The following is a 25,116-nucleotide window of genomic DNA, read 5'->3' as shown; positions in this document are numbered from 1 at the left end:
TTGTTTGAAGAACTTCATTGTTTCATCCTTCAGGAATTAGCTTGGCTAATTTCCATCCGACGATTCTTTCGAATCGTTACTGTTTTAAAGGTGCATCTTTCGATGCTGTTCGTCAAATCTTTTTGATTTGCCTGAATAATTCTCATTGAATCTTTCAAGGTTTTTCACTGTTCAGTTATCAATGTTCTTTGTTGTCCTCAGCGACAACCTCTACATAATATCACCCTGAATACCATGTGTCAACAACTTTTTTCATTTTTTGCAATTTTTTCTTTTTTCTGATTATAGCGAATACACAAAAGTCCTGTAAAATCAGCCACACACCATCCTATCGGAATTGCGATCCAGATGCCTTTTTCCCCAAACAGGGGAGCAAACAAATATGCCAATGCCACACGCAGTCCAAGAGAAACAATCGTTAAAAGCAGCGAAATGTCAGCTCTTTTTATTGCACGGAAGTATCCATATAGTAAGAACAGACAACCAATTCCACAATAGAAAGCACCCTCAATCCGCAAATAACATACTCCTGCGGCAATCACTTCTTTTTCCATAGGATCAATAAATATCTTCATAAGTTCCGGTGCAAACAAACATACCAGAAACGAAATTGTACAGCTGAATATCGCACTCATTGCAAATGCTTTCCTGCATCCTTTTTGAATCCGTTCCTTTTGACCTGCTCCATAATTCTGGGCAACAAACGTAGAAAATGCATTGCCAAAATCTTCAACTGGAAGATATGCAAATGTATCAATTTTCACAGCGGCTGCAAACGCAGCCATAACAACGGCTCCAAAACTGTTCACAAGCCCCTGCACAAGCAGAATTCCGAAATTCATAACCGACTGCTGAAGACAGGTCAGTGCTGAAAGATTCACAATTTCATTTAAAATATTACGGTCATATGTTCTTTCCTGCCGCGCAGGCAGAACATCTCTGCATGCAATTACCACATAGCATGTAATTCCAATTCCTGAAACATACTGTGATACCACGGTTGCCCAGGCTGCTCCTGCAATACCAAAATGCCAAACTGCCACAAACAACACGTCCAGCACAATATTAAGGCATGTAGAAACCGTCAGAAAAATCAGTGGTGTCCTGGAATTGCCAAGTGCTCTCAACATACATGCAAAAAAATTATAGAAAGACGTTGCAATCATACCTGCCAGTACAATCAGCAGGTATGTTTTCATGCCATCCCAGACTTCTGATGGGATTCTAAGAAAATGCAGAATCGGAACAAGTCCTATATAAACAAGCAGATTTATTACAAGTGTAACAATCATATTCAGCATAAATGCATGCCAGATTGCACAATGAAGTTTTTGCGTTTCACGTTTTCCTTTCAGAATTGAAAAGTATGCACCTGCTCCCATGCTCAGTCCAAGAAAAATCGAAGTCAGAAACGTCATGAGTGTGTATGCCGATCCTACCGCAGCAAGCGCATTGCTTCCAATCACTCTTCCCACGATCAATGTATCCGCAATATTATAAAATTGTTGTAGAAGATTGCCAGCCATCATTGGCAATGCAAATAATAAAAGAGATTTTCCTATATGCCCTTTCGTCAGATCCTGATACATTTCTATGTAAACAACAGCAGGAATTTACCTGCTGCTCCTTCCTCTTTTTCCATATAACATAATTACGAAACCATCTATTTTCCAATATCCACACTAAGGATTCTCGTCAGCAAGCTCACGTAACGCCTGTATTCCTGCATCCAGTTCTTCCCTGGTATTGAACTGGGAAAAACTGAAACGTACCGCCCCCTGTTTTTGTGTTCCAAGCGCCTGATGCATCAAAGGGGCGCAATGTGCTCCCGCACGTATTGCGATTCCATACGCTTCCATCAATTCATCTGCTACCTGTGCGGAATCATAATCACCAATATTTAACGCAATGATCGGTGCATGAAGTTCTGCCTCAGGATCGCCATAAATGTGTATGTCCGGAATATTTCTGATCATCCGGTAAAAATAATCCGTTTTCTCATGTTCTTCCTGATATATCTGTTCCACACCTTTTTCTATTATATAAGAAAGAGCTGCATGCAGTCCCGCGATTCCATGCGCATTCAAAGTACCTGCTTCCAGCCTTGCCGGCATCTCATCCGGCTGCGTTTTCAGATAAGACTGTACACCACTCCCCCCTACAATCAGTGGACGAATGTTTATTTCAGGAGCAACATAGATACCACCTGTCCCCTGTGGTCCAAGAAGCCCTTTATGTCCGGTAAAACACAACACAGATATCTTCATTTTCCGCACATCGATTGGAATGATTCCAGCCGTCTGCGACGCATCCACCAGAAAAAGCAGACGATGTTTCTCACATATTTCACCGATTTTTTCAAGATCCAGCACATTTCCGGTCAGATTGGAAGCATGCGTACAAATCACAGCACGCGTATTGGGACGTATTGCATTCTCCAGTTCTTCATACGAAATATTCCCCTTTTTATCTGCCTGTAAAAATGAAACTTCTGTTCCTGATTCTTCCATTCGATATAACGGTCGAAGCACAGAGTTATGTTCCAGAACCGTCGTAATCACATGATCTTCCGGTCTGAAAATTCCTGCAATTGCAATGTTCAGACTCTCCGTAGCATTCATTGTAAAAGCAATTCTGGATGGATCATCAATATGGAATAATTCTGCAAGCAGTTCCCTTGTTTCGTATACCATGCGATTGCTTCCAAGTGCTGCACTGTGTGCTCCTCTTGATGCATTTCCAAGACTTGTCATTGCTTCCGTGACCGCTTTTATTACTGTTTCCGGCTTATGTAAAGAAGTCGCCGCATTATCAAAATAAATCATTTATTCCTCCAAATGCCTGAAAAAATCCTGACATACAAGTTGTAATACCGAACCTGCAATACATCTGGCTTTATCCGAAATCGTAAAACAGTTCTTAAGTTCTTCCTGTCTTGGATCAATATCCGCGATCTTAAATCCTCTGGTTACCGGATAACCATCACGGATCAGTCCTCTCACAATTCCCGGAATCGTAGCCTGTACCATATAACGTTCAGCCGGCTTTTCGGCAGAAACATTGTCTTTGTCATTCTCATCTGATGTGATATATGCGATTTCCTGTCCTTGTTCTACCACATCGCCAATATGAGCCACATTGTGCAATATTCCATCTGCTCTGGCATGGATCACACGCTCTTTTGCATATCCACCGATATTTCCCGGAATTCCCGTATTGGGAACCGCAGTTCCATCTGTAATGATCCGGCCAAGATTATGTCCCCGCTTTGTTTCAATCACATAATCAACGTCCTGTCCTGCAAAAAATCCCGGGCCAAGTGCTATGGTAAGCGGTGCCATTGCACGGTTTGTTCCAAGATTTTTCTTGGCGATAATTGCATCGATCAATACATCCGGCTGTAGTTTTTGAATGGATTCTCCATTTGGATCAACCAGAACCGGAACATTCCCGGCTGACCAGACCTCCTGAATCTGCTCCAGCGATTCCACACGCACCGCTTTCATCTGCTCCACGATTGTCTCTTTCTGATAAACTGCTTCGCTGAGTGATACCTGTCTTCGAATTGCCGCCGGATGTTCTGCTTCCAGTACCAGCACCCGAAAACCGCTTTTCCAGAGATAATAGATGCTTCCTGTTGCAAGGTCACCGCCGCCTCGCACAATAATCGTATAATGATCTTTCATTTTTCTCCATTTCTATCCTGTTAACATAACACAATCTGCTCTGCTTCATATTCGATTTTTTCATCCTGCATCATCTGAAGCAGCATTTTACGAGCCTCCGGTTCTGCTTTCCATGCCAGTCCGCATCCCGCGCTAATCTCTCTTGGCAGTGGAATCAGTCTTCCCGGAAGCCGATGCAGGGCTGCACATTTTTCCATATGCATCGCCGCCGTTGTGGTTGAAAAAGAAATGATCAGCGCATTCTTTTTTTTCCTCATTATGGTTTTACGACCAGGTCAGCCTGCGTCATTTTCTCAGCAATCACATACATGTTTGTCACTTCCCCGACTTTCAGCTGTTCTGTCAGACCGTAATGATTCAGGCAGGTTCCGCAGGTAAAGATTTCTACCCCCTGTGCTTCCAGGGAACGCAGATCCTCCAGAGACGGAGAGTTCTCACACGCAATTTTAGCCCCTCCATTATACATAAGGATCGTTGTTGGAAGTTCGTCCTGCTGGCTTAATGCATAAATAAAACCTTTCATAAGAATTGCACCAAGTTCCGAATCTCCCTCGCCCATTGTGGAAGAAGAAAGAACGACTACTGTGTTCTTCTTTCTCGCATCCGGATAACATTCTGAAACATCATTATGATTCACAACCTGATTGTCCTGATCTGTCATTTTCTGCTCAGAAGATACATTTTCAGAAGATTCACTGATTGATAAGGTTACTTCGTATTTGTTTTCTTCAAGCTTCTGTGATTTCACGCCATAGCCCTTCTGCTTCGCCATTTTCGTCAGATTTTGAACTGCAATCTCATTGTCAACCAATGTCTGAACCTCTCCGGCTCCTCTTAATTCCTTAATCGCGTTTTTCGTCTTCACAACCGGGATCGGGCATGCATCGCCCATTGCGTTTACTGTAATCATAATTTTCCTCTTTTCTTCTTTATTGTAATTATAATCTTATTTTGTGATTGTAATCTCTTTATTCTGTAAAGTCTGTGGATCATCTGTCTCGGATATCTCGCCAACGACAGCCGCCGGAAGCCCTGCCTCCTGCAGTTCATGAACCAGCGCCTGTGCCTGTTCCGGCTTTACTGCCACCAGTAAGCCGCCGGAAGTCTGCGGATCAAACAAAACCTCTTCCATTACAAAGGATATGTCAGTAAAATCCACATACTGTTCCACATGATTACGATTCCTCTGTCCTGCAGCTGTCAGCAGAAACTCATCCGCATACGACAAAGCCTCCGGAAAAACAGGAACCTGGTCTGCATAGATCTTACACCTGAGTCTTCCATCCATCATTTCATGCAAATGTCCCAGGAATCCGAATCCCGTCACATCCGTACATGCATGTATCTCATATTTTCTGCAGATTTCAGAAGCTTTTTTGTTCAAAGTTGTCATAGATGTAATTGCTGCATGCATCGCCTCTTCAGATGCTTCATTTACTCTGTTTGCAGTACAGATAATCCCTACTCCAAGCTTTTTTGTCAGGATCAGACGGTCTCCCGGTCTTCCCGAGTTATTCGACCAGATCTTCTTCGGATGTACTGTTCCCATTACAGAAAGCCCGTATTTTACTGTTGCATCCTGAATCGAATGACCGCCAGCAAGCGTTCCACCCGCTTCGATCACTTTTTCCGAGCCACCACGCATAATTTCTCCCAGAATATTCAGATCCATCTTTTCTGGGAAGCACACAATATTTAATGCTGTTTTAACTTCTCCACCCATCGCGTAAATATCGCTGAGAGCATTCGTTGCAGCTATTTTTCCAAATGTATATGGATCTTCTACCACCGGCGGAAAAAAATCCAGTGTCTGTACGATTGCAGTGTCATCACTCACCTGATAAATAGCAGCATCATCCCTGCTATCGTATCCAACCAGAAGATTAGCATCCTTCTCTCCTTTGGGAAGCTTCTCCAGAACATGATTTAAAATTCCTGCACCAAGCTTTGCCGTACACCCTCCGCTCTGGCAAAACGTAATCTTTTCTTCCATGTCATTCTACTCCTTTTCCGATATCTTTCCAGTCATACAAATTCGGACGATTCCATTCTTCTGAAGCTGCTTTGCAATACTGACCGCTTCTTTTTGGATTGTCCCATTATCACACTGATTCAGGCAGACATAATACTCGCGATTTCTGGTATTTTTCGCAGTACCATCGCAGGAGGCCAGGATTGCCGCCAGCTCATCTGCTGTAAGGCAGTCAGATGCACGGATCTGAGCTGTTTTCGTTCCAGATGCATCCTCCTGCCTCGAATGATAACGATTCAAGAAAGCAAGGACATCCGCTTCACGGAAACATTTTTGCCCGATCGGTTTTCCAAGGGCAGTAAGTCCTGCCACACCAACAACAATGTCACATTCCGGCAGAATCACCGGCTCATGCGAGGCCGGCACTTTACACGGAAAATGCTTTGCTCCGTCTGCTTCGACCAATACAAGATCAGCCTCTGAGATCATCTGTTTCAAAAATGCCTGCTCCGGCCTGCAAAGTTTCTTCTCCTGCTCTGCTTTCGCCCCAATCACCGCATAAGTTCCGATTCTCCATAATTCATGTACCTGTCTGGCGTCCCATGCCATAACATCATCTGACGGAATCATAATGTGTGTAGTTGTTGTTACAAGGACTCTCTTGCCAAAAGAAGCTGCCTTTTGGGCCATAAGATACAGCATTGTCGTTTTCCCGCCTGCACCAACCAGAGACACGATATGTCCATTTTCCTGCAAAAATGGGAAAATTGATTTCAGATTACTTTGTTTCAATTGCCCTGATGTATCTGCCACATAAAACTCTCTCATTCCTGTTCCTTGCATAAATGTTATACTTTCTGCGAAGTTGTGATCTGCCAAATTGCTTCTTCTGTCTCTCCCCAACGGAAAAGAGTTTTCGTATCGTCATCATATTCTTTCTGCAGACGATAATTTTTCATGATCCCGATCAGGTATTCCTCGTTTTCATTTCCCGGAACAACACTATCCAGATTCTCAAGAATTTTGTTTAACAAACTCTCCGGCTCCATTTCTTCGGAAATCTCCAGATGATATAATTTTTTCATAAGACCTGCTGCATAGTAAAACTCATAATTACCTAAAAGAATGGACTTTTTCCTAAGACATTTCAATATGACACTCTGACGTGCAATGGACGGTACCATAACATTCCTCTTTTCTGTCTAAAACATTGATATTCCAGAAAAAGGCTGCCTTTCCAGGCAACCTTTTTCTATTGTCAACTGTATTTTATTATAATTCCATTCACTTGTCCAGAACAGGCTGCCCTTCCCCGATTCACATACGATACCCGGTCACAAAGTAAAACAATGCGCCTGCGAATTTGCCAGATGCCATCATTAACATGACCCATTGCAGACCACGTTTTATATGAAGTCTTTTAAATAAAATAGGAAATGTATTCAGAATTTCTGCCAATGCCACTGAAATACAGCCGACAAAGATTCCAGCGCAGATTCCATATACCGCAATCAGGATATGCCCAAGTGCCGTCGCAATCAATACCCACAGCGCAATTGGCTGCCAGATATCGCTACTTGACAGAATATTGCTGACCGAAAGTTCCTCGTCTCCGTTTAGTCCAAGCAGCCGTAAAGGTTCAAGCACGGACACTGCATTTCCAATGATGCCACCTGCTGCAATCATGTTTTCGACAAGCAATACCCGTCTTGCAAGATTGGATCTTCGCAAGATTCGCGGTACAACTCCAATGACCAGAATAAACGCAAAAGTTCCTGCAGCAACTCCCACTCCGGATACGAAGGCAAGAAGTGCTAAAGTTAAATGCTTAATTAACATCTTCCGTATGTCCTTTCCTGCTGGCATTTTCTATAAATGTCGTATTCATATCCTGTTCGTATTTTCTCATTTCAACCTGAATCGGAGTTGGATCACTGGTAATCTTTTTTCTTCCAAAATGGTTAAAAAATACAAGAATACCCGTAGCCAGTCCAATACAGTAGAAAATTTCCAGCTCACTGACCTGCGGTTTCTCGTTTCCCATAACCTGCTTATAGAATTTTTCAAACACCTCGACAACGGACACATCGTTATTAAATGCCATGATCGTAAACGCCGCCCCAAAGAATATTACGATACACACAAGGATCAGTTTCAGGTTTTCAAACCATTTTGCCCGGTTCTGCTGCACCACATACTGCACAACAAAATCCTGTTCACCGATACTCTCCACCTGCGCGTTTGGATAATCCTCATGAATCAGTTCAATCACTTTTAAAATCGAAAATACTTCTACCTGATTTTTCATTTCCATCTGATCCGGCTTGGACGGGAATGTAAAAAGCTTTTTCTGTTTGATCTGTCTGAGCATCGGTTCATTGGTGCATTCCATCGTCACCACATCCCCTATCTTCACATTGCGGTCAAATGTAAGGGTGCTCATGTCCGCCTTCAGGTATATGATCTCATCGTTGCTCATCCTCTATACCTCCGCCGTATGCATGCTGTGCACCAGTGTACCATCTGCCGGAATCTCACTGTTATCCTGACATGCCACAAAATACCAGACAGCTCCTGCAACAATCACTACTAAAAGAACACAAAGGAATGCACGGTATCCATGCATTCCTTTCTTTCTGCCACAATCAAATTTTAATTCGTTTTTACCTCTGTATCTCATGCGCTTCACCTCTTAAAAATCTTTTTAAGGAAAGTATGCGCAATCTGTGTATGATTATGTGTTTTTAAAATTTACCATACAATTTGTTCAGCCATGACTGCGGAATCGCAAACGCAAACAGAATTCCAAACACAATAGAGACTGCGATCTCACAGGTCTCCATGCCCTTACTATAACAAAGTGCGGATTCTCCGGTGATCAGATAATATGCCGTATAATAGATTCCCGCTCCCGGAACAAGCGGGAAAATTCCTGACAACAGATATACCGTAGCCGGCTGTTTTCGTATAACTGCGAGAGTGCGTGAAAAAATTGTCAGCATGAAAGTTGCGACCGTTGTGGACAACACCAGTCCCAGATTATGATGAAACATTACATAATAAACAATCCATCCAATTGCTCCGGAAAGCCCACAGAGCAGCCATTCATTTCTCGGTGCACAAAAGAGGATTGCAAATGCCATCGTTGCGATCATGGAAATCACGAACTGTATCACGATCATTACAAAATACCTCCTTTCAGCGCCTGATAAATCAAAATCACAATACCAACACCAGCAGCAATGCACAGTGCTGTCATAAGTGCATCGATCAGATGAATCGTTCCCGACAAATAGTCTCCATTATAAAAATCACGAATGGATGTCGTAAATGCAATTCCCGGAACAAGCGGCATAATTGCACCGATAACAATCTTATCCTGCATGACAGGAACTCCTGCCATCAATGGAATCAGACTGAGTGCTGTCACAAACATACTATAAAACAGGGATTTGGCAAATCTCGCCATTTTCTGCTGAGATTGTGCAAACATCAGAAGCTGAAGCAGCATTCCGATCAGAAATGCAAAAAACAGATCCACCACTCCACCGCCAAATAAGTACGCAAATCCGCCGCTTCCAATTCCACAACAGAGTACTCTCAGCCACTTTGCAGGCTGTGGAAGGCTTCTGCATTCATCGAGCCTTGTCCATGCATCCGTCAATGCACACTGCTGCTCACAGATGTCTCTGGTCAGCTGATTTAAAGCCGAGATTTTATCCAGATTCACGGCTCCAAGCGGAATATGCCGGATCATACTGCATGCATCCTCTTTATTCTCATTTGCACTGGCAAAAATGCCATTCGATAACACATACACATCGAACTCTTCAATCTCGTAGGCCTTCAGAATATGGATGACCGTGTCTTCCACACGATAGATTTCTGCGCCATTCCGCAGCATCTCATCTCCGATTTCTACCGCAAGAGTCAGAATTTCTTTGGTATACGCCATAGAAATAACCTCTTTCTTTTACTAACTTTACTGTTCAGCAATACGCTGTGCGAGATCCTCTAAATATTCCCAACGTTCCATCTTATATTCCAGCTGTGCTTCACAGTCTTCTTTTTCTTTGCTGATCTCATTTAATTTTACAAAATCACTGGCAAACTTCGCCATCGACTGATCCAGCTCTTCTATTTTATTCTCAAGCTTCTCAATATCAGCCTCTATTGTCTCGTATTCCCGCTGCTCATTGTAGGTGAACTTCAGTTTTTTGGCATGTCCCCAGGTAGCTCTGGAATCCGTTGCCTTATCTTTTTGTTCTCCACCATTAGTTGTCTGCGAATCTATGTTTTCATTTTTCAAAGCCTGTGTAACTGTTCCAGACACAGATGTCTCAGACGTCTCCGGACGTTTTGCCATATAATCTGTATAGCCGCCCTCATACTGTCTAATTGTTCCGTTTCCTTCAAATGCGAAAATTCTCCGTACTACACGATCCAGGAAATAACGGTCATGGGAAACCGTGATCACAATTCCCTCATAATTGTCCAGATAATCCTCTAAGATTGCTAGCGTCTCCGTATCGAGATCATTCGTTGGCTCATCGAGAATCAGAACATTCGGAGCCTCCATAAGCACACGAAGAAGGTTTAATCTTCTTCTCTCACCTCCGGATAGCTTTCCGATCGGACTGTACTGCTGATCCGCTGGAAAAAGGAATCGTTCCAGCATTGCTGATGCTGACACAAGCCCATCCTCTGTCCGCACATACTCAGCGGTATCCTTGATATAATCGATCACTCTCTGGGAAGGATCCATAAAAGCAGTCTCCAGAGAATCCACATTCTCTTTGGATCGGTTGACTGCAGTCTCTATATTCTTTTCTGTTGTAAGATGGATCTCCTGGGAATAATATCCGATCTTAACCGTCTGTCCGATTACGATCTCTCCGGAATCCGGTTGGATAAAACCAGCGATCATCTTCATCAGAGTTGTTTTTCCACATCCATTTTTTCCGACAAATCCAATCCTGTCATTTTTCAGGAAAATATAGCTGAAATCCCGGATCAGGATATGCTCATCATATGCTTTCGAAATACGGTCGATCTCAACTGTAGTTCTTCCGAGTCTGGTAGAGACAGAACCAAGTTCCAGTTTCTCTGCAATATCCGGTGCTTTCTGATCTCTTAAATTCTCATATCTCTGGATATGCGCCTTCTGTTTGGTGGAACGTGCCCTTGCTCCACGCTGCATCCATTCGATCTCTTTTCTGAGAACAGACTGCCGCTTACGTTCCGTTGCCCGGAGACTGTCCTCCCGCGCTGCTTTCCGCTCAAGGAAACCGGAATAATTGGTATCATAACTATAGATAGAGCCTTTGTCAATCTCGACAATACGGTTGCAGACACTATCCAGAAAATACCGGTCATGGGTAACCATCAGAAGTGCTCCCCGCCATTTGCGCAGAAAATCTTCCAGCCACTCCACCATATCATAATCCAGGTGGTTGGTCGGTTCGTCCAGGATCAGAACATCACAGGGTCTTAATACCACAGCGACAAGTGCCAGGCGCTTTCTCTGCCCTCCGGAAAGCTCACCGGTCTTCTGAGAAACATCCACGAGTCCAAGCTTATTCATAAGTGATTTGGCTTCACTTTCCATCGTCCAGTGATGTGCCTCGTCCATATTCTGCCCACCAATCCAGTCCATTACACTCTCAAGAACTGTTTTCTGTGGATCAAACTGCGGATTCTGTGGCAGATAGTTGACCACAATATGATTTGCCATGGTAACCGTTCCACTCTCTGCTTCCTCTTCTCCTGCGATTATCTTAAGCAGCGTTGATTTACCGGTTCCGTTAATTCCTACGATTCCAATTTTTTCCCGCTCCTGCACATAAAAGGAAGCTTCCGAAAAAAGCTTCCTTTCCGTAAATGACTTTGTAATATTTTCAACATTTATAATGTTCATTCTGTTTCTTCGTTCCTCTCATGCAACTGATTCTTTTCACGTACAAACTCCAAAAATTCCTTCTGCGGCATCGGCTTTGCATAATAATATCCCTGGATATATTCTACCTTCAGGCGCTTTAACCGTTCCATCTGTTCCTTTGTCTCCACGCCCTCTGCAATGATTGGAATATGGAGTTCATGTATCGTATTCACCTCATTATCCAGAATGATCTTTCCTGTTTTTGAAGTAAAATATGACCATACCATTGTTTTGTCAAATTTCACCTTGTCAAATGGATAATTGATCAGATATGAACAGTTAGAATTGCCGGTTCCATAATCATCCAGTGCAAAAGAGATTCCCTCTGCTGCCAGCGTTTCCATATGTTTTTCCATCATTTCTGGTGCTGTTGCTGCTGCACGTTCTGTAACTTCCAGCGTGATATACTCTGCCGGAATTCCATAACGTTCCATGATATCCAGTATCTTTTTTGACATATCGTTCTGCATAAAAAAGATTACCGAAATATTCACATGAACATCCTTAATCCCCAGACCATGGTTGTTTAAAATCTGCTCTCTCAGGAATCTGCACACTTTCTCAAAAACCTGTTCATCCAGCATCACAACACTTCCATTCTTCTCCGCAATGGAAACAAATTCATCGGGCGGGATAAATCCAAGCTTTTCATCTCTTAGACGCACCAGCGCTTCCATGGATATCACACGTTCTGTCTGCATATCCACCACCGGCTGATAATAAACCTCAAGTGATTCATTTTCTAATGCCATTAACAGTGCCTGCTCCACAGCATGCTTTCTCTGATAACGGAGAATAATCTCTTTATCTGCCTTTAAAAATGGCTGAAGTCCCGTCTCACGTATGATGGTCTTCATAAAACTGTTCAGTTCCAGATACTCCAGCATATTCTTCACATGCAGTGGATAATCAATACGCACGACTCTGACACGAAGCATAATTTCAAGTTCATCGATCTCCCACGGATTCTCAAATCTGCTGAAGATCTGATTCAGAATATCCTCCGGATCCTGTTCTCCATAAACTGCAACCACAAAGGAATCTCCTCCAAGATGGAACACATGAAATGCCCCACAGGTTTCCAGGAAAAAACGTCCTACCTCAAAAAGAAGCCGGCTTCCTGTCTCATACCCATAAGATGCGTTAATCTGATTATACTGACGCAGATCGATATTGTATAATACCATCTCTCTTCCAATGGAATAGCTGTTCTGAAAACAGACATTCAGTGCTTTCTCATTGGCAACACCAGTTCTTCTGTCCAGAAGTTCATTCGGATTCTGGATTGTCAGATACATGATCAGAATTAATGTTGCATTCGCAATCCCGGTCAATAAGATCTCTCTTGAGAAAAATTGCAATAATATTACCGCACAGGCAACCATTCCATATGTTCCAACAACCAGCCGCGTTCCCTGCACAACATGTTTTCCGGACATTGCGATCATACATAATGTTAAGAAAATGCTTAAAATAATGTAAAAATATCCAAATGAAGCTCCCCAGCCCTGATAATACATGCCGTTTTCAAAATAGAAAAATCCATGCAGCCAGGGATTGGATATCAGCAAAAATGAAAACACGATGACCAGCACGTCTTCCACTCTTTTTATAATCAGACGTTTTCCTGCCGGGACATCACATGCCACATAAACATAATATACAAACAATATCGATGTCAGTTCCTCAGAAAGAAAGAAGACATATGCCAGTATCTGATTTACGAAAAGAGGCACTGTATCTGCGTGTGCAAGGCAGACGCAGGACGCGATATTCGAAATATTGTTAACAAGCGCAACACTAAGCAGTGCAAAGAATACATAATTCCTTGCAACCGGAAATCTTCTTGTCAACACAAAATGTACCGAAACAATTAACATTACTAATAACGCAGATATCTCAAAACTATACATATAATGCATACGCATGACCGCCAATCTTTATTTTCTATTTTGTTTCCGTAGTACTGTTCTCTTTCTCCTGCGCCTTTGCTTCAAGAATTGCCTCGTTCAGCTGCAGCATCTTGGCATCCAGCATCGATACAATCTCAGAGCAGTCCTTGAGGTCGCTGCTGATATACTCTGGCGCATTTCCTTCAAATTTGTAATAGATCTTATGTTCCAGACTCGCCCAGAAATCCATTGCCATGGTCCGTATCTGGATCTCAACTTTCGTATCCACGACACGGTCAGACAGAAAGATCGGAACTGTGACCAGCATATGAAAACTCTTATACCCGCTTTCTTTGGGGTGTTTGATATAATCCTTAATCGATACAACGGTCAGATCATTCTGCTTTCCGATCATCTCAGCCAGACGGTATATATCCGATGTAAATGAACATACAATGCGGATGCCGGCAATATCATTCACATGATTCACCATATTGTCGATAGAGACCTCATAGCCATTGCGTTTCAGCTTTTTTACAATGCTCTCCGGTGTCTTAATCCGACGTTTGATATATTCAATGGGATTGTACTGGTGTACATGCTGGAATTCATCATTTAAGATCTCAAGTTTGGTTCCCACTTCTTTCAGTGCTGAATTATATAGGAATATCACCGTACTCCAGCTGTCAACATCCTCATGTAATTTCATTGGTGTATCCATAAACTACCTCCAAACCTCATAACGGTACTCCACATTTATTTTATCATATTTTACGAAAAATGTGGGAAAAATGTACGGTTTTAATAGTCTTCTTCCAGAATCTGCATTTCCAGATAATCAAACTCAATTTCTTCTATGAAATTATCCTGATAAAAACGTGTTTTTCCGTTTTTCTGAAACTCCTGTACATTGTGATCAAGCCAGATTGGAACGCCAAGATCAAACAGATGGCACGCCTGCTCGAGTGCTGCAAAGATCTTATGCGTCCTGGTCTCCTGCGAATCATCTTCGATCGTCTCCGTTTTCACCAGATGTGTGTCATCAAACATTTTAAACCAGATTCTCATGCCTTTCTCCTTCTCTGACGATTACATTCATACATTAACAAAGTTGCAGAAATTGCGGCATTCAAAGATTCTACCCTGCCTTCCATCGGAATTCGGATATACGTATCTGCCAGATCTGCGATCTCATCCGAAAGACCATTTCCCTCGTTTCCGATCATAAATCCACATGCTCCGGTATAATCCGGCTCATCATAAGATTTTGTTCCCTTCAGATGGGCCGCATAGAGCGCCACGTTCTGTTTTTTCACTTCATGGATCGTCTCGGTGAGATCCTCTGCAATATAAAATGGAATTCGGTATATACTTCCCATGGTTGACCGGATCGTCTTTGGATTAAACAGATCCACCGTCGTATGGTTCATGATAATCCCGGTCACTCCGGCACCTTCCCCCGTACGGATCATGGTTCCAAGGTTCCCCGGGTCCTGAATGCTCTCTAACACAAGAAGCTGCGTTTTCTCTCCCTGAAACAGTGCGGGAAACGGATACACCGGCATTTTTACAACTGCAAGTACTCCCTGTGGTGTCTGTGTATCAGATATCGAACGAAAAACAGAGTCCGAAACCACCTCATATCGATAAGAAGCAAGCCTCTCATTGTGCTCCGGTGCTTTTTCAAAGCTTTCGGACACATAAACAGACTGCACCCAATCCTTTGGTGCTTCAAAAAACATTTTCGGGCCTTCTACCACAAAAACGCCCTGCTTTTTCCGTTCTTTTGATTTTTTCATCAGTTGTACCAGATTTTTCATCTGTTGATTACTGGTGCTTGTAATCATAGCCTTCTCCTTTTCCGCGATGTATCCAGACATTACCTGGATTCGTTGAAAAAAGGGACCGCCACAATGGCAGCCCCTTCTCTGCAAATAATATGAATGCTACCGGCATTCTTATTTGTATACAATATCCGAATGATTATACCAGATTCTTAGCGATCTCATATTCGTATTCTGATACGGATTTTGTCATTGCAAGAGCCTCGTCAATATCGAAGTCACAGAATTTACCATCTGCATGAGCAACGACTCTGTTTGATTTGCCTTCGCAAAGAATATCTACTGCGTAAGCACCCATGATAGATGCATACATACGGTCTTTACAAGATGGGCTTCCACCACGCTGCATATGTCCTAAGATTGTTGCACGGGATTCCATTCCTGTTGCTGCCTCGATACGTTTTGCAAGACCCTGGGAATCACCGATTCCTTCTGCATTGATAATGATGTAGTGCTGTTTGCCTTTCTTACGGTTCTCTTTGATACGCTCGATCAGAGCAGCCTCATCATGATCGTATTTCTCTGGGATAAGGATCTCCTCAGCGCCGTTTGCGATACCACACCACATAGCGATGTATCCTGCGCCACGTCCCATTACCTCGATAACAGAACATCTGTCATGAGAAGTCGATGTATCACGTACTTTATCAATTGCTTCCATAGCAGTGTTGATTGCAGTATCAAATCCGATTGTGTAATCTGTACATGCAATATCCAGATCGATTGTTCCAGGAACACCGATTGTATTGATTCCATGATTTGCTAATTTCTGAGCACCCTGGAAAGAACCGTCACCACCAATTACAACGATTCCATCGATTCCGTGCTTCTTGCAGATCTCAGCACCTTTCTGCTGTACTTCCGGCTGTTTGAATTCTAAGCAGCGAGCAGTCTGAAGAATTGTACCACCGCGGGAAATAATATCTGAAACGCTATGCTCGTCCATGTCAATGATCTCCTCATTTAACAGACCTGCATAACCTCTTTTAATTCCTTTTACTTTCTTTCCTTTGCTGAGTGCCTCACGAACAACTGCACGGATTGCAGCATTCATTCCAGGAGCATCTCCACCACTAGTAAGGACACCAATTGTGTTAATCTCTTTTGCCATCGTTACTTCCTCCTATATCAATTCGGTTAAATATTCATCAATCTATTGTATTGTAAACTGTTTTTTACTTGTTTTCAATGCTCTTTTCAACAACTTTTACATTATTTTCACCGAGAAATTTCGTTAAATTGTTAACAAGCTCAGTATTTATGCGGATTGTACGGTTTTTTCCAAGTCGTTTTAAAAGTTTCGGATTTGCAACATAAATTACAACTTCATCACTGCCATCCGAATCGTGAAGCAATTCAAACAGTTCCGCTTCTTTCTGATCATACTCTTCCTTTGTATGGAACTGAAGCCAGAGCTCCTTTTGCACATCCTCAAACGGTATGATCCGGTCGCAGATAATCTTGCCATCACGCTCATCATCAATCTGCGCTCTTCCGGTCACAAAGACCTTCGCATCCTCATTCAAAAATGCAGAGAATCGCTCATAGATCTTTGGGAAAATGATCACTTCCACAGTTCCCGTGATATCCTCGATCGTGATAAAAGCCATTGCCTGATTGTTTTTCGTATATTTGATGGTCTTTTCCGCAATCATTCCGCCGACGATCACCTTTTCATTATCCTTGGCCTTTGTCTCTCCGGTTTCCTCATCAAGGAGAAAATCACCGGCCGATGCAGTCACATTCTTTTTCCATTTTGTCATGTATTCTTCCATCGGATGTCCACTCAGATAGATGCCAAGCACTTCCTTTTCATAGCCAAGCAGTTCTTCTTTGCTGTATTCTCCAACATCCGGATAATGAATCTGATATTCTTTCTTCACATCATCAGAAACAAGATCAAACAGGCTCATCTGGCCGGCCAGCGAATTTTTCTTCTGCTGTGCTACCTGATCGATCAGCGATGCCGATACAATCACCATCTGTTTTCGTGTGCCATCAAGGCTGTCGCATGCACCGGCCTTAATCAGATTCTCAACCGCCCGCTTATTCACATCACGGTCTGTTGTCCGCTCAATGAAATCCTGTAATGTCTTATATAATCCATTTTCTGTACGTTCCTCAATGATCCGGTCAATCACAGGTCTTCCAAGTGCCTTTATGGCATACAGACCATAGCGCACATTGTCACCTTCCGCCGTAAATTCGCCCTGTCCGGAATTGATATCCGGCGAAAGCACCGGAATCCCCATTTCCTTGCAGTGATACAGATACTCAGAAGCCTTCGTGGAATTGTCAATGACGGAAGTCATAAGTGCCGCCATAAATTCTACCGGATAATAGTATTTCAGCCATGCTGTCTGGACACTGATAACGGCATATGCTGCAGCGTGCGATTTGTTAAATGCATACTTTGCAAAATCGACCATGGAATCATAGATTGCATTTGCAGCCTGTTCACTGATTCCGTTTGCAATACAACCCTTGATTCCTTCTGCCTCATCTCCATATACAAAGCTTTTTCTGCCGGCATCAATGACATATTGCTTTTTCTTACTCATGGCACGCCGGATGTTATCGGCCTGTCCCATCGTATATCCGGCAAGCTTCTGCACGATCTGCATAACCTGTTCCTGATATACAATACAACCATAAGTCGGTTCAAGAATGCTCTCGAGCTCCGGCGTAATATAATGAATGTCCTGCGGATTATTTTTACCTTTAATATAATCCGGGATAAAATCCATAGGACCCGGACGATACAAGGAAATTCCGGCAACAATATCTTCAAAGCTCTGCGGACGTAACTCTTTCATGAAGTTCTGCATTCCTGCGGACTCAAGCTGGAACACGCCTTCTGTTTTGCCGGTTCCGATAAAATCCAATACCTTTTTATCATTCAGATCAATGTGGTCAATATCCACATCGATTCCTTTGGATGCTTTGATATTCTTAACTGCATCCTTTAATACGGTCAGCGTCCTTAATCCTAAGAAATCCATTTTCAAAAGACCAAGCTCTTCAAGCTGTACCATATTAAATTCTGCTGTTGGGCTTCCATCACTGGCGCGTCCAAGCGGCACATAATCACTGGCAATCCCAGGATAGATTACAACACCGGCTGCATGTACAGACGTATGGTTTGGAAGCCCTTCCAGCTTCTTTGCCATGTCGATCAGATCATGCATACTCTGGTTGCTCTCATACAAAGCACGAAATTCCGGGTTCTTGGTCAGTGCCTTGTCGATCGTAATATTCAGTTCCGCCGGTATCATCTTGGCCACACGGTCCATTTCCGCATATGGAAAATCAAGGACCTTTCCAACAGCTTTTATAACGCCTCGCGCTGCCATGGTTCCAAACGTTACGATCTGTGTAACCGAATCCTTGCCATATTTTTCTGTTACATATTCAATCGCACGATATCGCTCCGCATATTCAAAATCCACGTCAATATCAGGCATGGATACACGTTCCGGATTTAAAAAACGCTCAAAAAGCAGGTTGTATTTGACCGGATCAATATTGGTGATTCCGGTACAATAGCAGACCTTGCTTCCTGCTGCGGATCCTCGTCCCGGTCCAACCCAGCAGTCATGTGTCCGGCACCAGTTAATGTAATCCCATACGATAAGAATATACTCGACAAATCCCATCTTCTGGATAATCCCCAGCTCGTACTGCATTTTCTCATAAATGTCCTGCTTCTCGGCTTCTGTATATTCTGTGTTTTTGCGGTATTTTTCATCAAATCCCTGCTCACAGAGATAACTCAGAAACTCATACGCAGATGCGTATCCTTCCGGCACTTCGTATTTTGGGATCTTATAGTTACCAAATTCAATCTCCACATGACAGCGCTTAGCAATGCGGGCTGTATTTTCCACTGCCTGTTTTGCATATCCGAAAAGCTGAAGCATCTCCTCTTCGCTTTTTACATAATACTGTCCGCCCTCATAGCGCATGCGGTCTTCATCTGTAATCTTCTTACCGGTCTGGATGCAGAGCAGCACATCATGTGCCTCCACATCTTCCTTATAGGTATAATGAATATCATTTGTGCAGACAAGTTCGATTCCTGTCTCTTCGCTCATGCGCAAAAGCTGTGCATTGACCGTCTTCTGATCCGGAATTCCATGATCCTGTAATTCGAGGAAGAAATTGCCTTTTCCAAATATTCTCTCATATTTAAGAGCCGTCTCCCTGGCTTCCTCATAAAAGCCACGCACCAGATATCTCGGAATCTCACCTGCCAGACAGGCTGACAGCGCAATGATTCCTTCATGGTATTTCTCAAGTGTCTCTACATCAACCCTCGGACGATAATAATATCCCTCTGTGAATCCAATCGAAACGATCTTGATCAGGTTCTGATATCCAGTGTTGTTCTCTGCCAGAAGCACCATATGATAATAGCGGTCTTCTCCACTGTTCGTCTCACGGTCAAATCTTGAATTCGGCGCAACATAGATCTCACATCCAAGGATCGGATTAATTCCCTGGTTTTTACATTCTTTATAAAAATCGATCACACCATACATGACTCCATGATCCGTAATGGCAGCACTTGTCATCCCGAGTTCTTTTACCCGCGCAACATAATTTTTTATTTTGTTTGAGCCATCCAGAAGTGAATACTCTGTATGCGTATGAAGATGTACAAATGCCATGTATGCTGTGTCTCCTTTGTATTATAATAAGCCTTCTTATTTTACTTCATTTTGGGTGATTCGTATAGGGGTGGATTTGGCTAAAATTATTTAAATCATTCCTCAAGTGCAATTAATTACTACTTATGAAACAAAGCAGACTCCGCTTGATTCAAGCCTCGTCTGCCTGTTGATACAGCATTATTTCCAGAATAATATTTTTCTAGAATCCGCTGCCACTATGCCTTCAAAAATTCTTCCAGGGTCTTCCAGTTTCGGTTAAAATCTCTTACTCCAATATCATACAGCTGCTGTTCAACTGCCGGATCCTTGGTAAAGGTACTGATCTTAATTGTATCATCCGGTGCAAAAACAAAGGCTCTTCCTTCTGCCTCTGCCTGTTTTAGCAGGGCAATTTCTTTCCGATACATAACATGACGCTGATCCAATGCCCTGACTGTTCCCGGGAATTTTCTCAGTTTATGGGAATAAATTTTGCGATGTCCTTCCGGCTGTTTTACAAAACTGCGCGGTTTACTTAAAATCGTTATGATTTTATCGCAGCCAAGATCAAATGCTCTCTGAACCGGAATAGAATCTGACACGCCACCATCATAGTAATAACGGTTCTGACATTGCACCGGCTTGCAGAAAACAGGAAGCGCACATGACGCCATGATTGGTGTAAAATCATCTTTTCTCAGATCATTCTTGTTAAAGTATTTCGGTTTTCCGGTAATTCCATCCGTTGCAACAATCTCGTACTCACAGGGATTCTGCATGACAGCCTCATAATCAAGTGGATCTATCCCACCAGAGTTGCTCATTGTTCCATAAATATACTGAAGTCCAAAAATCTGTCCATCACGGATATAATTGCGAAAACTAATGTATTTGGGATCTTTGACATGAATTGTATAAAAACGAAGATTTCGTTCTCTCTGTCCCGCTAAAAAAGACGCAGCATTTGCTGCTCCGGCAGATACTCCGACACAATAATCAAATGAAATATGCTTGTCCAGGAACCGGTCCAGAACTCCTGCTCCATATGCGCATTTCATTCCCCCGCCTTCAACAACCAATCCGATTTTTTTTGTACTCATCTCTGTCACCTCAATAATTTGATAATCAAACTAAACTAGCCATATTGTAGCACTTCCCATATTCCATGAAAATATACAAATTCTCTTTTCTGTATGTAGCAAATTCTCTTTTGTATATGTAACAAATTCCGCTTTTGTACATAACATACCAGACCGATTCTCCGTAATCCTAATCTTTTTCTTTATTACACCTAATTCTTATCCTCTTTTGTACCATTTTGGGGTGAATTCTCCGTAATCCAACTTTTTTTTCTGATTACACCGCTACTTTTTCGCTTTTTGGCGGTGTAATCAATGATTTCTTGAACAGTGCGGAGAATCGCATTAAAACTAGCGATTAAGAAGCTATTTTTTCTCCGTAATCAAAGGAAATAGGCTGATTACGGAGAATCCTCTTCTACCACAAATAAACCTGTTCTACTTAGGGAAATTCCTTCTCCACAAATAAACCTGTTCTACTTATGGGAAATTCCTTCTCCACAAATCCGCATCCACACAAAAAGGACGTATGAAAACATCAAACCTGAGGCATCGCCTCAATGTTTTCATACGTCCTTTCAATATGCTCAATTCGCATTCAAAAAATTGAGCTGTATATCATGTATCTTATGTCTGTTATTTACGGATCAAAGTTCCCATTCCTCCGGATACCTGTGTTCCTTCTTTGTTGAGTTTTGTGATCAGAACGGAACGGATTGCGGATTCACCGATAAAGTTAATCGCAGCTTCAATCTTAGGTTCCATGGTTCCTTCTTCGAACTCACCAGCTTCCAGATAACGCTTTGCATCAGCAAGTGACATCGTATCCAACGGTGTCTCGTCATCCTTGCCATAGTTTAAACATACCTTGTCAACACTGGTCAGGATAACAAGTTTATCTGCATCCAAAAGTTCAGCAAGCTTGCCTGCTGCAAGGTCTTTCTCAATTACAGCACTTGCGCCCTGTAAGTTGTTGCCCTGCTGCAATACTGGAATTCCGCCTCCGCCACATGCAATTACAACCTGATCCGCATCTGACAATGCACGGATCGCATCGATTTCAACAATATCCATAGGCTTTGGTGCAGCCACAATACGACGATATCCACCTTCGGCCTCAACTACATGGTTGCCTTTCTTCTCTTCGGCTTCTGCTTCTTCTTTTGTCATGACACGGCCAACAATTTTTGTCGGTGCATAAAAAGCCTCATCATACGGATCAACAGCCACCTGTGTCAGTACCGTTGAAACAGTCTTATAGATACCTCTGTTCAAAAGCTCTGTACGGATTGCATTCTGAAGATCATATCCGATGTATCCCTGGCTCATGGCAGAGCAGACAGACATTGGAGTTGCTGTATACTCCGGATTACTCAGATAGAACTCATTCATAGCCATATGGATCATTCCAACCTGTGGTCCGTTACTGTGTGTAATAACAACCTGATAATCATCACGGATAAAATCAGCAACAGCCTTCGCTGTGCGTTTTGTTGCAGCATGCTGCTCCGGTAAAGTTGTTCCGAGAGCCTCATGTCCTAATGCGATCACGATCTTTTTCTTTTTCATATTGTAAGCCTCCTAATGTTTGTTCCCGATAGAGGAAAATGCTCTTTATTGATATCTTTTATTATGATTTATCCCCGGCTATTTGTCAACGGGAAACACCCGAAGACTCAGTTCAGAGGCTTCGTTTTATGATAAAAAGATGCTTCATAATACTCGCGTGTAATTCCGTTTTGCATGTCACTTTCACATTGCTGCAGAAGTTCTTCTGTCTTGTCGTAACAGTAGTTCCAACGCTCTGTCGTTTTGCTGTCATGTTCCGGATTAAGTTCATAATGCTCCATCATATAATTGCCAAGATAGGATGTCATCTTACGCATTCCGTGCAGATTCAAATGTTCTCCATCGATAAACTCGGTAGCTGGGTCTATTCCCATCGCCGTATACTGTTTATCCAGATTCAGATAGTCATATCCGGCATTTTCCACCACAGAGCCGATCTCCTCAAGCACTTTTGGATCCGACGGCTGTGACTGGTGCGGTGCTGACACAAACAGCACGTTTCGCAGATTCTGATCCCTGCAGTACTGAAGCAGTTCCTCGAGATACTGACGGGACGTCTGGGAAAAACTCATTCCCATCGTCTGACCAATCCCTGCTCCCTGATTGGAAACACTGTAAGTACGCAGCCCTTTTGCATAGGAAGTTCCTGTCCATGTCATTGCCATATTAATTGCCGCTTTTTTGGCGAGTATCACCGGATGTTTCCAGTTGTTATGATACGTCAGTGTATCCCACCAGAATTCCTCCTGTTTATCCTTCGGTACTGCCCTCTTTATTTCATCGATCTTTCTTAATGAAAACGGTGTATTGTCAAACCATTTATGCATCGATTTCCAATCCGAGAAAGCGTCATCTCCCCAGTAAAATCCGCTGACATTAAACACAACAAGCTTTGGATTCTGACGCGAAAGCACCTCCCTCAACATGGAAATATATAAATTGCCTGGCACACCTGAAATTGCCAGATTGTATGAAGTGTATCCAAATTCATTCCAGGCAAGCGGTGGGGAATAATCCGCATACAACTCACTCGGTCCGATCATGACAACATCCAGACTGTTCTTTTTTTCCTGGTAAAATCCCTTTACATTTACCATACTTTCATTTTCATTATAACAAAGAACCCTGCCTGCTCCCACAAACAGGATTGCTGCCACAAGCCAGAATGCCAGGATTCCCCAGATTCTGTGTGGCCTTCTTAACTTAAGAAATCTGTGGTTTTCCCACAGACTTCCTGTTTTTCTCTTTTGTGATGCATATCCCTTATTCTGCCGCTCCCGTGAACTCTCTGTCTGAATCACTCTGTTCATGTTCTGCTCCCATCTTTCCGATTTCCCGGCAATGCCGGGCAGACATTTTACAATACTTCTTATTTCTTTGCTGATTTCGTTCGTGACAGATATACTGACAGTTCAAAATATCTGCGTACCTTTCCCTGTGCAAGATCATCCTGACATTCTGTCATCATAGATGCTGTACGCTCTGCACACTTGTTCCAGTATGCCACTTCTTTCGCTGAATGATCACTTTTAATATCATAATTCTGGCACAGATAATCTCCGAAATAGGTCGTCAGCTTCTCCATGCCTTTTACATTCAGATGCTCCACATTATAGAAATCCGTATCCGGATCAATTCCAAGTTCATCCAGGTCGTCATTCAGATTTAAGAAATCATAACCATAGGAAGTCACCATATCAGCAACCTGGTTCAAAACTTCCGGATTTTTAATCTTACGGCCATGTGGAAAACGTACAAAAAGAACATGTTCCACCCCGCTGTCCTTGCAGTACTGCAACAGATCAGACAGGTAAGCCTGTGATTTTTCCGTAAACTGGATCTTTTTCTCCTTTGAGTTGCGCACATTGTCGCAGCTTTTTGTATATGTACCAAAACCTTTTGTATAGGAATATCCATTTAAATCCATTCGGGCCTTAATTGCAGTACAATTTGCGACCTGTCCGATATCTTTCCAGTTGTTATGTGCCGCAGCAATCTTGCAAAAATAAGAATACTGCTCATTTTCCGGAATCATTTCCTTAATTGTCTCAATCTTATTCTCTGACCATGGAATGTTGTCAAGCCATGTATGTAACTGCCCTTCACGTGCAAAATAATCATCTCCCTGAAGGAATCCATTCACCTCAAACACAACAAGTTTTGGTGACTGCCGTTTCTGCACCTCTTTTAACATGGATTTATACAGGTTGCCAGGTACACCGGCTACTGCAAGCGAATACGATGTATATCCGTATTCCTGCCATGCCTGGGTTGCAGAATAATCTGCATAAAATTCACTTGGTCCGATCATCGCTACATCCAGCGAATTCTTCGGTTCCATATAAAACCCGCGTATATTTGCAAGGCTTGTACAATCGCTTACAGACATAATGTCGGAAACTACCAGAAAAAGCACAAGAAAAATACCGGTAAATGCAAGTATTCCTTTCCATCTGGCTTTCGTTTTCTTTTCACGCATTTTAA

24 protein-coding genes are annotated in these 25,116 nt (G+C 42.7%); all 24 read right to left on the bottom strand.

Features of this window, described 5'->3' with window-relative positions; all coding sequences use genetic code 11:
- Positions 1–239: 239 nt before the first annotated feature.
- The 24 genes from FYJ75_RS08780 to FYJ75_RS08665 all read right to left on the bottom strand — a co-directional run bounded on the left by FYJ75_RS08780 (position 240) and on the right by FYJ75_RS08665 (position 25,111).
- The gene (locus FYJ75_RS08780) at positions 240–1,589 is read right to left on the bottom strand and encodes an MATE family efflux transporter (RefSeq protein ID WP_154430083.1); all 1,350 of its coding nucleotides are present in this window, start codon (positions 1,587–1,589) and stop codon (positions 240–242) included.
- A gap of 93 nt (positions 1,590–1,682) precedes the next feature.
- On the bottom strand, positions 1,683–2,825 hold the full coding sequence (locus FYJ75_RS08775; protein ID WP_154430082.1) for an aminotransferase class V-fold PLP-dependent enzyme: 1,143 nt from the start codon (positions 2,823–2,825) through the stop codon (positions 1,683–1,685).
- The gene (gene yqeB / locus FYJ75_RS08770) at positions 2,826–3,686 is read right to left on the bottom strand and encodes a selenium-dependent molybdenum cofactor biosynthesis protein YqeB (protein WP_154430081.1); all 861 of its coding nucleotides are present in this window, start codon (positions 3,684–3,686) and stop codon (positions 2,826–2,828) included.
- Positions 3,687–3,706: 20 nt separating this feature from the next.
- Positions 3,707–3,943, bottom strand: coding sequence for a DUF3343 domain-containing protein (locus FYJ75_RS08765; protein WP_154430080.1), 237 nt, complete (start codon positions 3,941–3,943; stop codon positions 3,707–3,709).
- Entirely contained in the window at positions 3,943–4,596 is a 654-nt protein-coding gene (gene yedF, locus FYJ75_RS08760) for a sulfurtransferase-like selenium metabolism protein YedF (protein WP_154430079.1), read from the bottom strand. The genes FYJ75_RS08765 and yedF overlap by 1 nt, the downstream gene beginning before the upstream one ends.
- A gap of 36 nt (positions 4,597–4,632) precedes the next feature.
- The gene (gene selD / locus FYJ75_RS08755; protein WP_154430078.1) at positions 4,633–5,679 is read right to left on the bottom strand and encodes a selenide, water dikinase SelD; all 1,047 of its coding nucleotides are present in this window, start codon (positions 5,677–5,679) and stop codon (positions 4,633–4,635) included.
- Positions 5,680–5,685: 6 nt separating this feature from the next.
- Entirely contained in the window at positions 5,686–6,471 is a 786-nt protein-coding gene (gene yqeC, locus FYJ75_RS08750) for a selenium cofactor biosynthesis protein YqeC (RefSeq protein WP_328596898.1), read from the bottom strand.
- Positions 6,472–6,506: 35 nt separating this feature from the next.
- Positions 6,507–6,842: a DUF3837 domain-containing protein gene (locus tag FYJ75_RS08745; protein ID WP_154430076.1), complete on the bottom strand. Its 336-nt coding sequence runs from the start codon at positions 6,840–6,842 to the stop codon at positions 6,507–6,509.
- A gap of 133 nt (positions 6,843–6,975) precedes the next feature.
- The gene (locus tag FYJ75_RS08740; RefSeq protein WP_154430075.1) at positions 6,976–7,497 is read right to left on the bottom strand and encodes a stage V sporulation protein AB; all 522 of its coding nucleotides are present in this window, start codon (positions 7,495–7,497) and stop codon (positions 6,976–6,978) included.
- Positions 7,487–8,137, bottom strand: coding sequence for a stage V sporulation protein AA (locus tag FYJ75_RS08735; protein WP_154430074.1), 651 nt, complete (start codon positions 8,135–8,137; stop codon positions 7,487–7,489). Before FYJ75_RS08735 ends, FYJ75_RS08740 begins: the two co-directional genes overlap by 11 nt.
- A gap of 3 nt (positions 8,138–8,140) precedes the next feature.
- Complete coding sequence (locus FYJ75_RS08730) at positions 8,141–8,338, bottom strand: hypothetical protein (protein ID WP_154430073.1); 198 nt, start codon at positions 8,336–8,338, stop codon at positions 8,141–8,143.
- Between the two features lie 64 nt (positions 8,339–8,402).
- On the bottom strand, positions 8,403–8,840 hold the full coding sequence (locus FYJ75_RS08725; RefSeq protein WP_154430072.1) for a threonine/serine exporter family protein: 438 nt from the start codon (positions 8,838–8,840) through the stop codon (positions 8,403–8,405).
- Positions 8,840–9,613 carry a threonine/serine exporter family protein gene (locus FYJ75_RS08720; RefSeq protein ID WP_154430071.1) on the bottom strand — a complete coding sequence of 258 codons (774 nt, stop codon included), beginning with the start codon at positions 9,611–9,613 and terminating at the stop codon, positions 8,840–8,842. Before FYJ75_RS08720 ends, FYJ75_RS08725 begins: the two co-directional genes overlap by 1 nt.
- A gap of 27 nt (positions 9,614–9,640) precedes the next feature.
- Positions 9,641–11,575, bottom strand: coding sequence for an ABC-F family ATP-binding cassette domain-containing protein (locus FYJ75_RS08715; protein ID WP_154430070.1), 1,935 nt, complete (start codon positions 11,573–11,575; stop codon positions 9,641–9,643).
- On the bottom strand, positions 11,572–13,518 hold the full coding sequence (locus FYJ75_RS08710) for an EAL domain-containing protein (protein WP_195838979.1): 1,947 nt from the start codon (positions 13,516–13,518) through the stop codon (positions 11,572–11,574). Before FYJ75_RS08710 ends, FYJ75_RS08715 begins: the two co-directional genes overlap by 4 nt.
- Before the next feature lie 25 nt (positions 13,519–13,543).
- Entirely contained in the window at positions 13,544–14,209 is a 666-nt protein-coding gene (locus FYJ75_RS08705; protein ID WP_154430068.1) for a GTP pyrophosphokinase, read from the bottom strand.
- Between the two features lie 80 nt (positions 14,210–14,289).
- Positions 14,290–14,556: a hypothetical protein gene (locus FYJ75_RS08700; protein ID WP_154430067.1), complete on the bottom strand. Its 267-nt coding sequence runs from the start codon at positions 14,554–14,556 to the stop codon at positions 14,290–14,292.
- Positions 14,553–15,335 carry a TrmH family RNA methyltransferase gene (locus FYJ75_RS08695; RefSeq protein ID WP_154430066.1) on the bottom strand — a complete coding sequence of 261 codons (783 nt, stop codon included), beginning with the start codon at positions 15,333–15,335 and terminating at the stop codon, positions 14,553–14,555. Before FYJ75_RS08695 ends, FYJ75_RS08700 begins: the two co-directional genes overlap by 4 nt.
- A 136-nt stretch (positions 15,336–15,471) precedes the next feature.
- On the bottom strand, positions 15,472–16,443 hold the full coding sequence (gene pfkA, locus FYJ75_RS08690; protein ID WP_154430065.1) for a 6-phosphofructokinase: 972 nt from the start codon (positions 16,441–16,443) through the stop codon (positions 15,472–15,474).
- Between the two features lie 64 nt (positions 16,444–16,507).
- Positions 16,508–20,002, bottom strand: a complete 3,495-nt coding sequence (locus FYJ75_RS08685) for a DNA polymerase III subunit alpha (RefSeq protein WP_154430064.1) — start codon at positions 20,000–20,002, stop codon at positions 16,508–16,510.
- 218 nt (positions 20,003–20,220) lie between these two features.
- Positions 20,221–21,084 carry a patatin-like phospholipase family protein gene (locus tag FYJ75_RS08680; protein WP_154430063.1) on the bottom strand — a complete coding sequence of 288 codons (864 nt, stop codon included), beginning with the start codon at positions 21,082–21,084 and terminating at the stop codon, positions 20,221–20,223.
- Between the two features lie 615 nt (positions 21,085–21,699).
- Positions 21,700–22,632: a carbamate kinase gene (arcC, locus tag FYJ75_RS08675; protein ID WP_154430062.1), complete on the bottom strand. Its 933-nt coding sequence runs from the start codon at positions 22,630–22,632 to the stop codon at positions 21,700–21,702.
- 107 nt (positions 22,633–22,739) lie between these two features.
- On the bottom strand, positions 22,740–23,942 hold the full coding sequence (locus tag FYJ75_RS08670; protein WP_154430061.1) for a hypothetical protein: 1,203 nt from the start codon (positions 23,940–23,942) through the stop codon (positions 22,740–22,742).
- A gap of 59 nt (positions 23,943–24,001) precedes the next feature.
- Positions 24,002–25,111, bottom strand: coding sequence for a hypothetical protein (locus FYJ75_RS08665; protein WP_154430060.1), 1,110 nt, complete (start codon positions 25,109–25,111; stop codon positions 24,002–24,004).
- Positions 25,112–25,116 lie beyond the last annotated feature (5 nt).

Source organism: Roseburia porci, from assembly GCF_009695765.1.
GTDB lineage: Bacteria > Bacillota > Clostridia > Lachnospirales > Lachnospiraceae > Roseburia > Roseburia porci.
The sequence above is the reverse complement of the archived record's forward strand: the minus strand, read 5'-3'. Positions and strand labels throughout refer to the sequence as shown.

Coding starts and splice junctions, on each gene's coding strand:
- FYJ75_RS08780 (WP_154430083.1), bottom strand. CDS start 1,589: ATGTATCAGGATCTGACGAAAGGGCATATAGGAAAATCTCTTTTATTA.
- FYJ75_RS08775 (WP_154430082.1), bottom strand. CDS start 2,825: ATGATTTATTTTGATAATGCGGCGACTTCTTTACATAAGCCGGAAACA.
- yqeB (WP_154430081.1), bottom strand. CDS start 3,686: ATGAAAGATCATTATACGATTATTGTGCGAGGCGGCGGTGACCTTGCA.
- FYJ75_RS08765 (WP_154430080.1), bottom strand. CDS start 3,943: ATGAGGAAAAAAAAGAATGCGCTGATCATTTCTTTTTCAACCACAACG.
- yedF (WP_154430079.1), bottom strand. CDS start 4,596: ATGATTACAGTAAACGCAATGGGCGATGCATGCCCGATCCCGGTTGTG.
- selD (WP_154430078.1), bottom strand. CDS start 5,679: ATGGAAGAAAAGATTACGTTTTGCCAGAGCGGAGGGTGTACGGCAAAG.
- FYJ75_RS08745 (WP_154430076.1), bottom strand. CDS start 6,842: ATGGTACCGTCCATTGCACGTCAGAGTGTCATATTGAAATGTCTTAGG.
- FYJ75_RS08740 (WP_154430075.1), bottom strand. CDS start 7,497: ATGTTAATTAAGCATTTAACTTTAGCACTTCTTGCCTTCGTATCCGGA.
- FYJ75_RS08735 (WP_154430074.1), bottom strand. CDS start 8,137: ATGAGCAACGATGAGATCATATACCTGAAGGCGGACATGAGCACCCTT.
- FYJ75_RS08730 (WP_154430073.1), bottom strand. CDS start 8,338: ATGAGATACAGAGGTAAAAACGAATTAAAATTTGATTGTGGCAGAAAG.
- FYJ75_RS08725 (WP_154430072.1), bottom strand. CDS start 8,840: ATGATCGTGATACAGTTCGTGATTTCCATGATCGCAACGATGGCATTT.
- FYJ75_RS08720 (WP_154430071.1), bottom strand. CDS start 9,613: ATGGCGTATACCAAAGAAATTCTGACTCTTGCGGTAGAAATCGGAGAT.
- FYJ75_RS08715 (WP_154430070.1), bottom strand. CDS start 11,575: ATGAACATTATAAATGTTGAAAATATTACAAAGTCATTTACGGAAAGG.
- FYJ75_RS08710 (WP_195838979.1), bottom strand. CDS start 13,518: ATGCATTATATGTATAGTTTTGAGATATCTGCGTTATTAGTAATGTTA.
- FYJ75_RS08705 (WP_154430068.1), bottom strand. CDS start 14,209: ATGGATACACCAATGAAATTACATGAGGATGTTGACAGCTGGAGTACG.
- FYJ75_RS08700 (WP_154430067.1), bottom strand. CDS start 14,556: ATGAGAATCTGGTTTAAAATGTTTGATGACACACATCTGGTGAAAACG.
- FYJ75_RS08695 (WP_154430066.1), bottom strand. CDS start 15,335: ATGATTACAAGCACCAGTAATCAACAGATGAAAAATCTGGTACAACTG.
- pfkA (WP_154430065.1), bottom strand. CDS start 16,443: ATGGCAAAAGAGATTAACACAATTGGTGTCCTTACTAGTGGTGGAGAT.
- FYJ75_RS08685 (WP_154430064.1), bottom strand. CDS start 20,002: ATGGCATTTGTACATCTTCATACGCATACAGAGTATTCACTTCTGGAT.
- FYJ75_RS08680 (WP_154430063.1), bottom strand. CDS start 21,084: ATGAGTACAAAAAAAATCGGATTGGTTGTTGAAGGCGGGGGAATGAAA.
- arcC (WP_154430062.1), bottom strand. CDS start 22,632: ATGAAAAAGAAAAAGATCGTGATCGCATTAGGACATGAGGCTCTCGGA.
- FYJ75_RS08670 (WP_154430061.1), bottom strand. CDS start 23,942: ATGAACAGAGTGATTCAGACAGAGAGTTCACGGGAGCGGCAGAATAAG.
- FYJ75_RS08665 (WP_154430060.1), bottom strand. CDS start 25,111: ATGCGTGAAAAGAAAACGAAAGCCAGATGGAAAGGAATACTTGCATTT.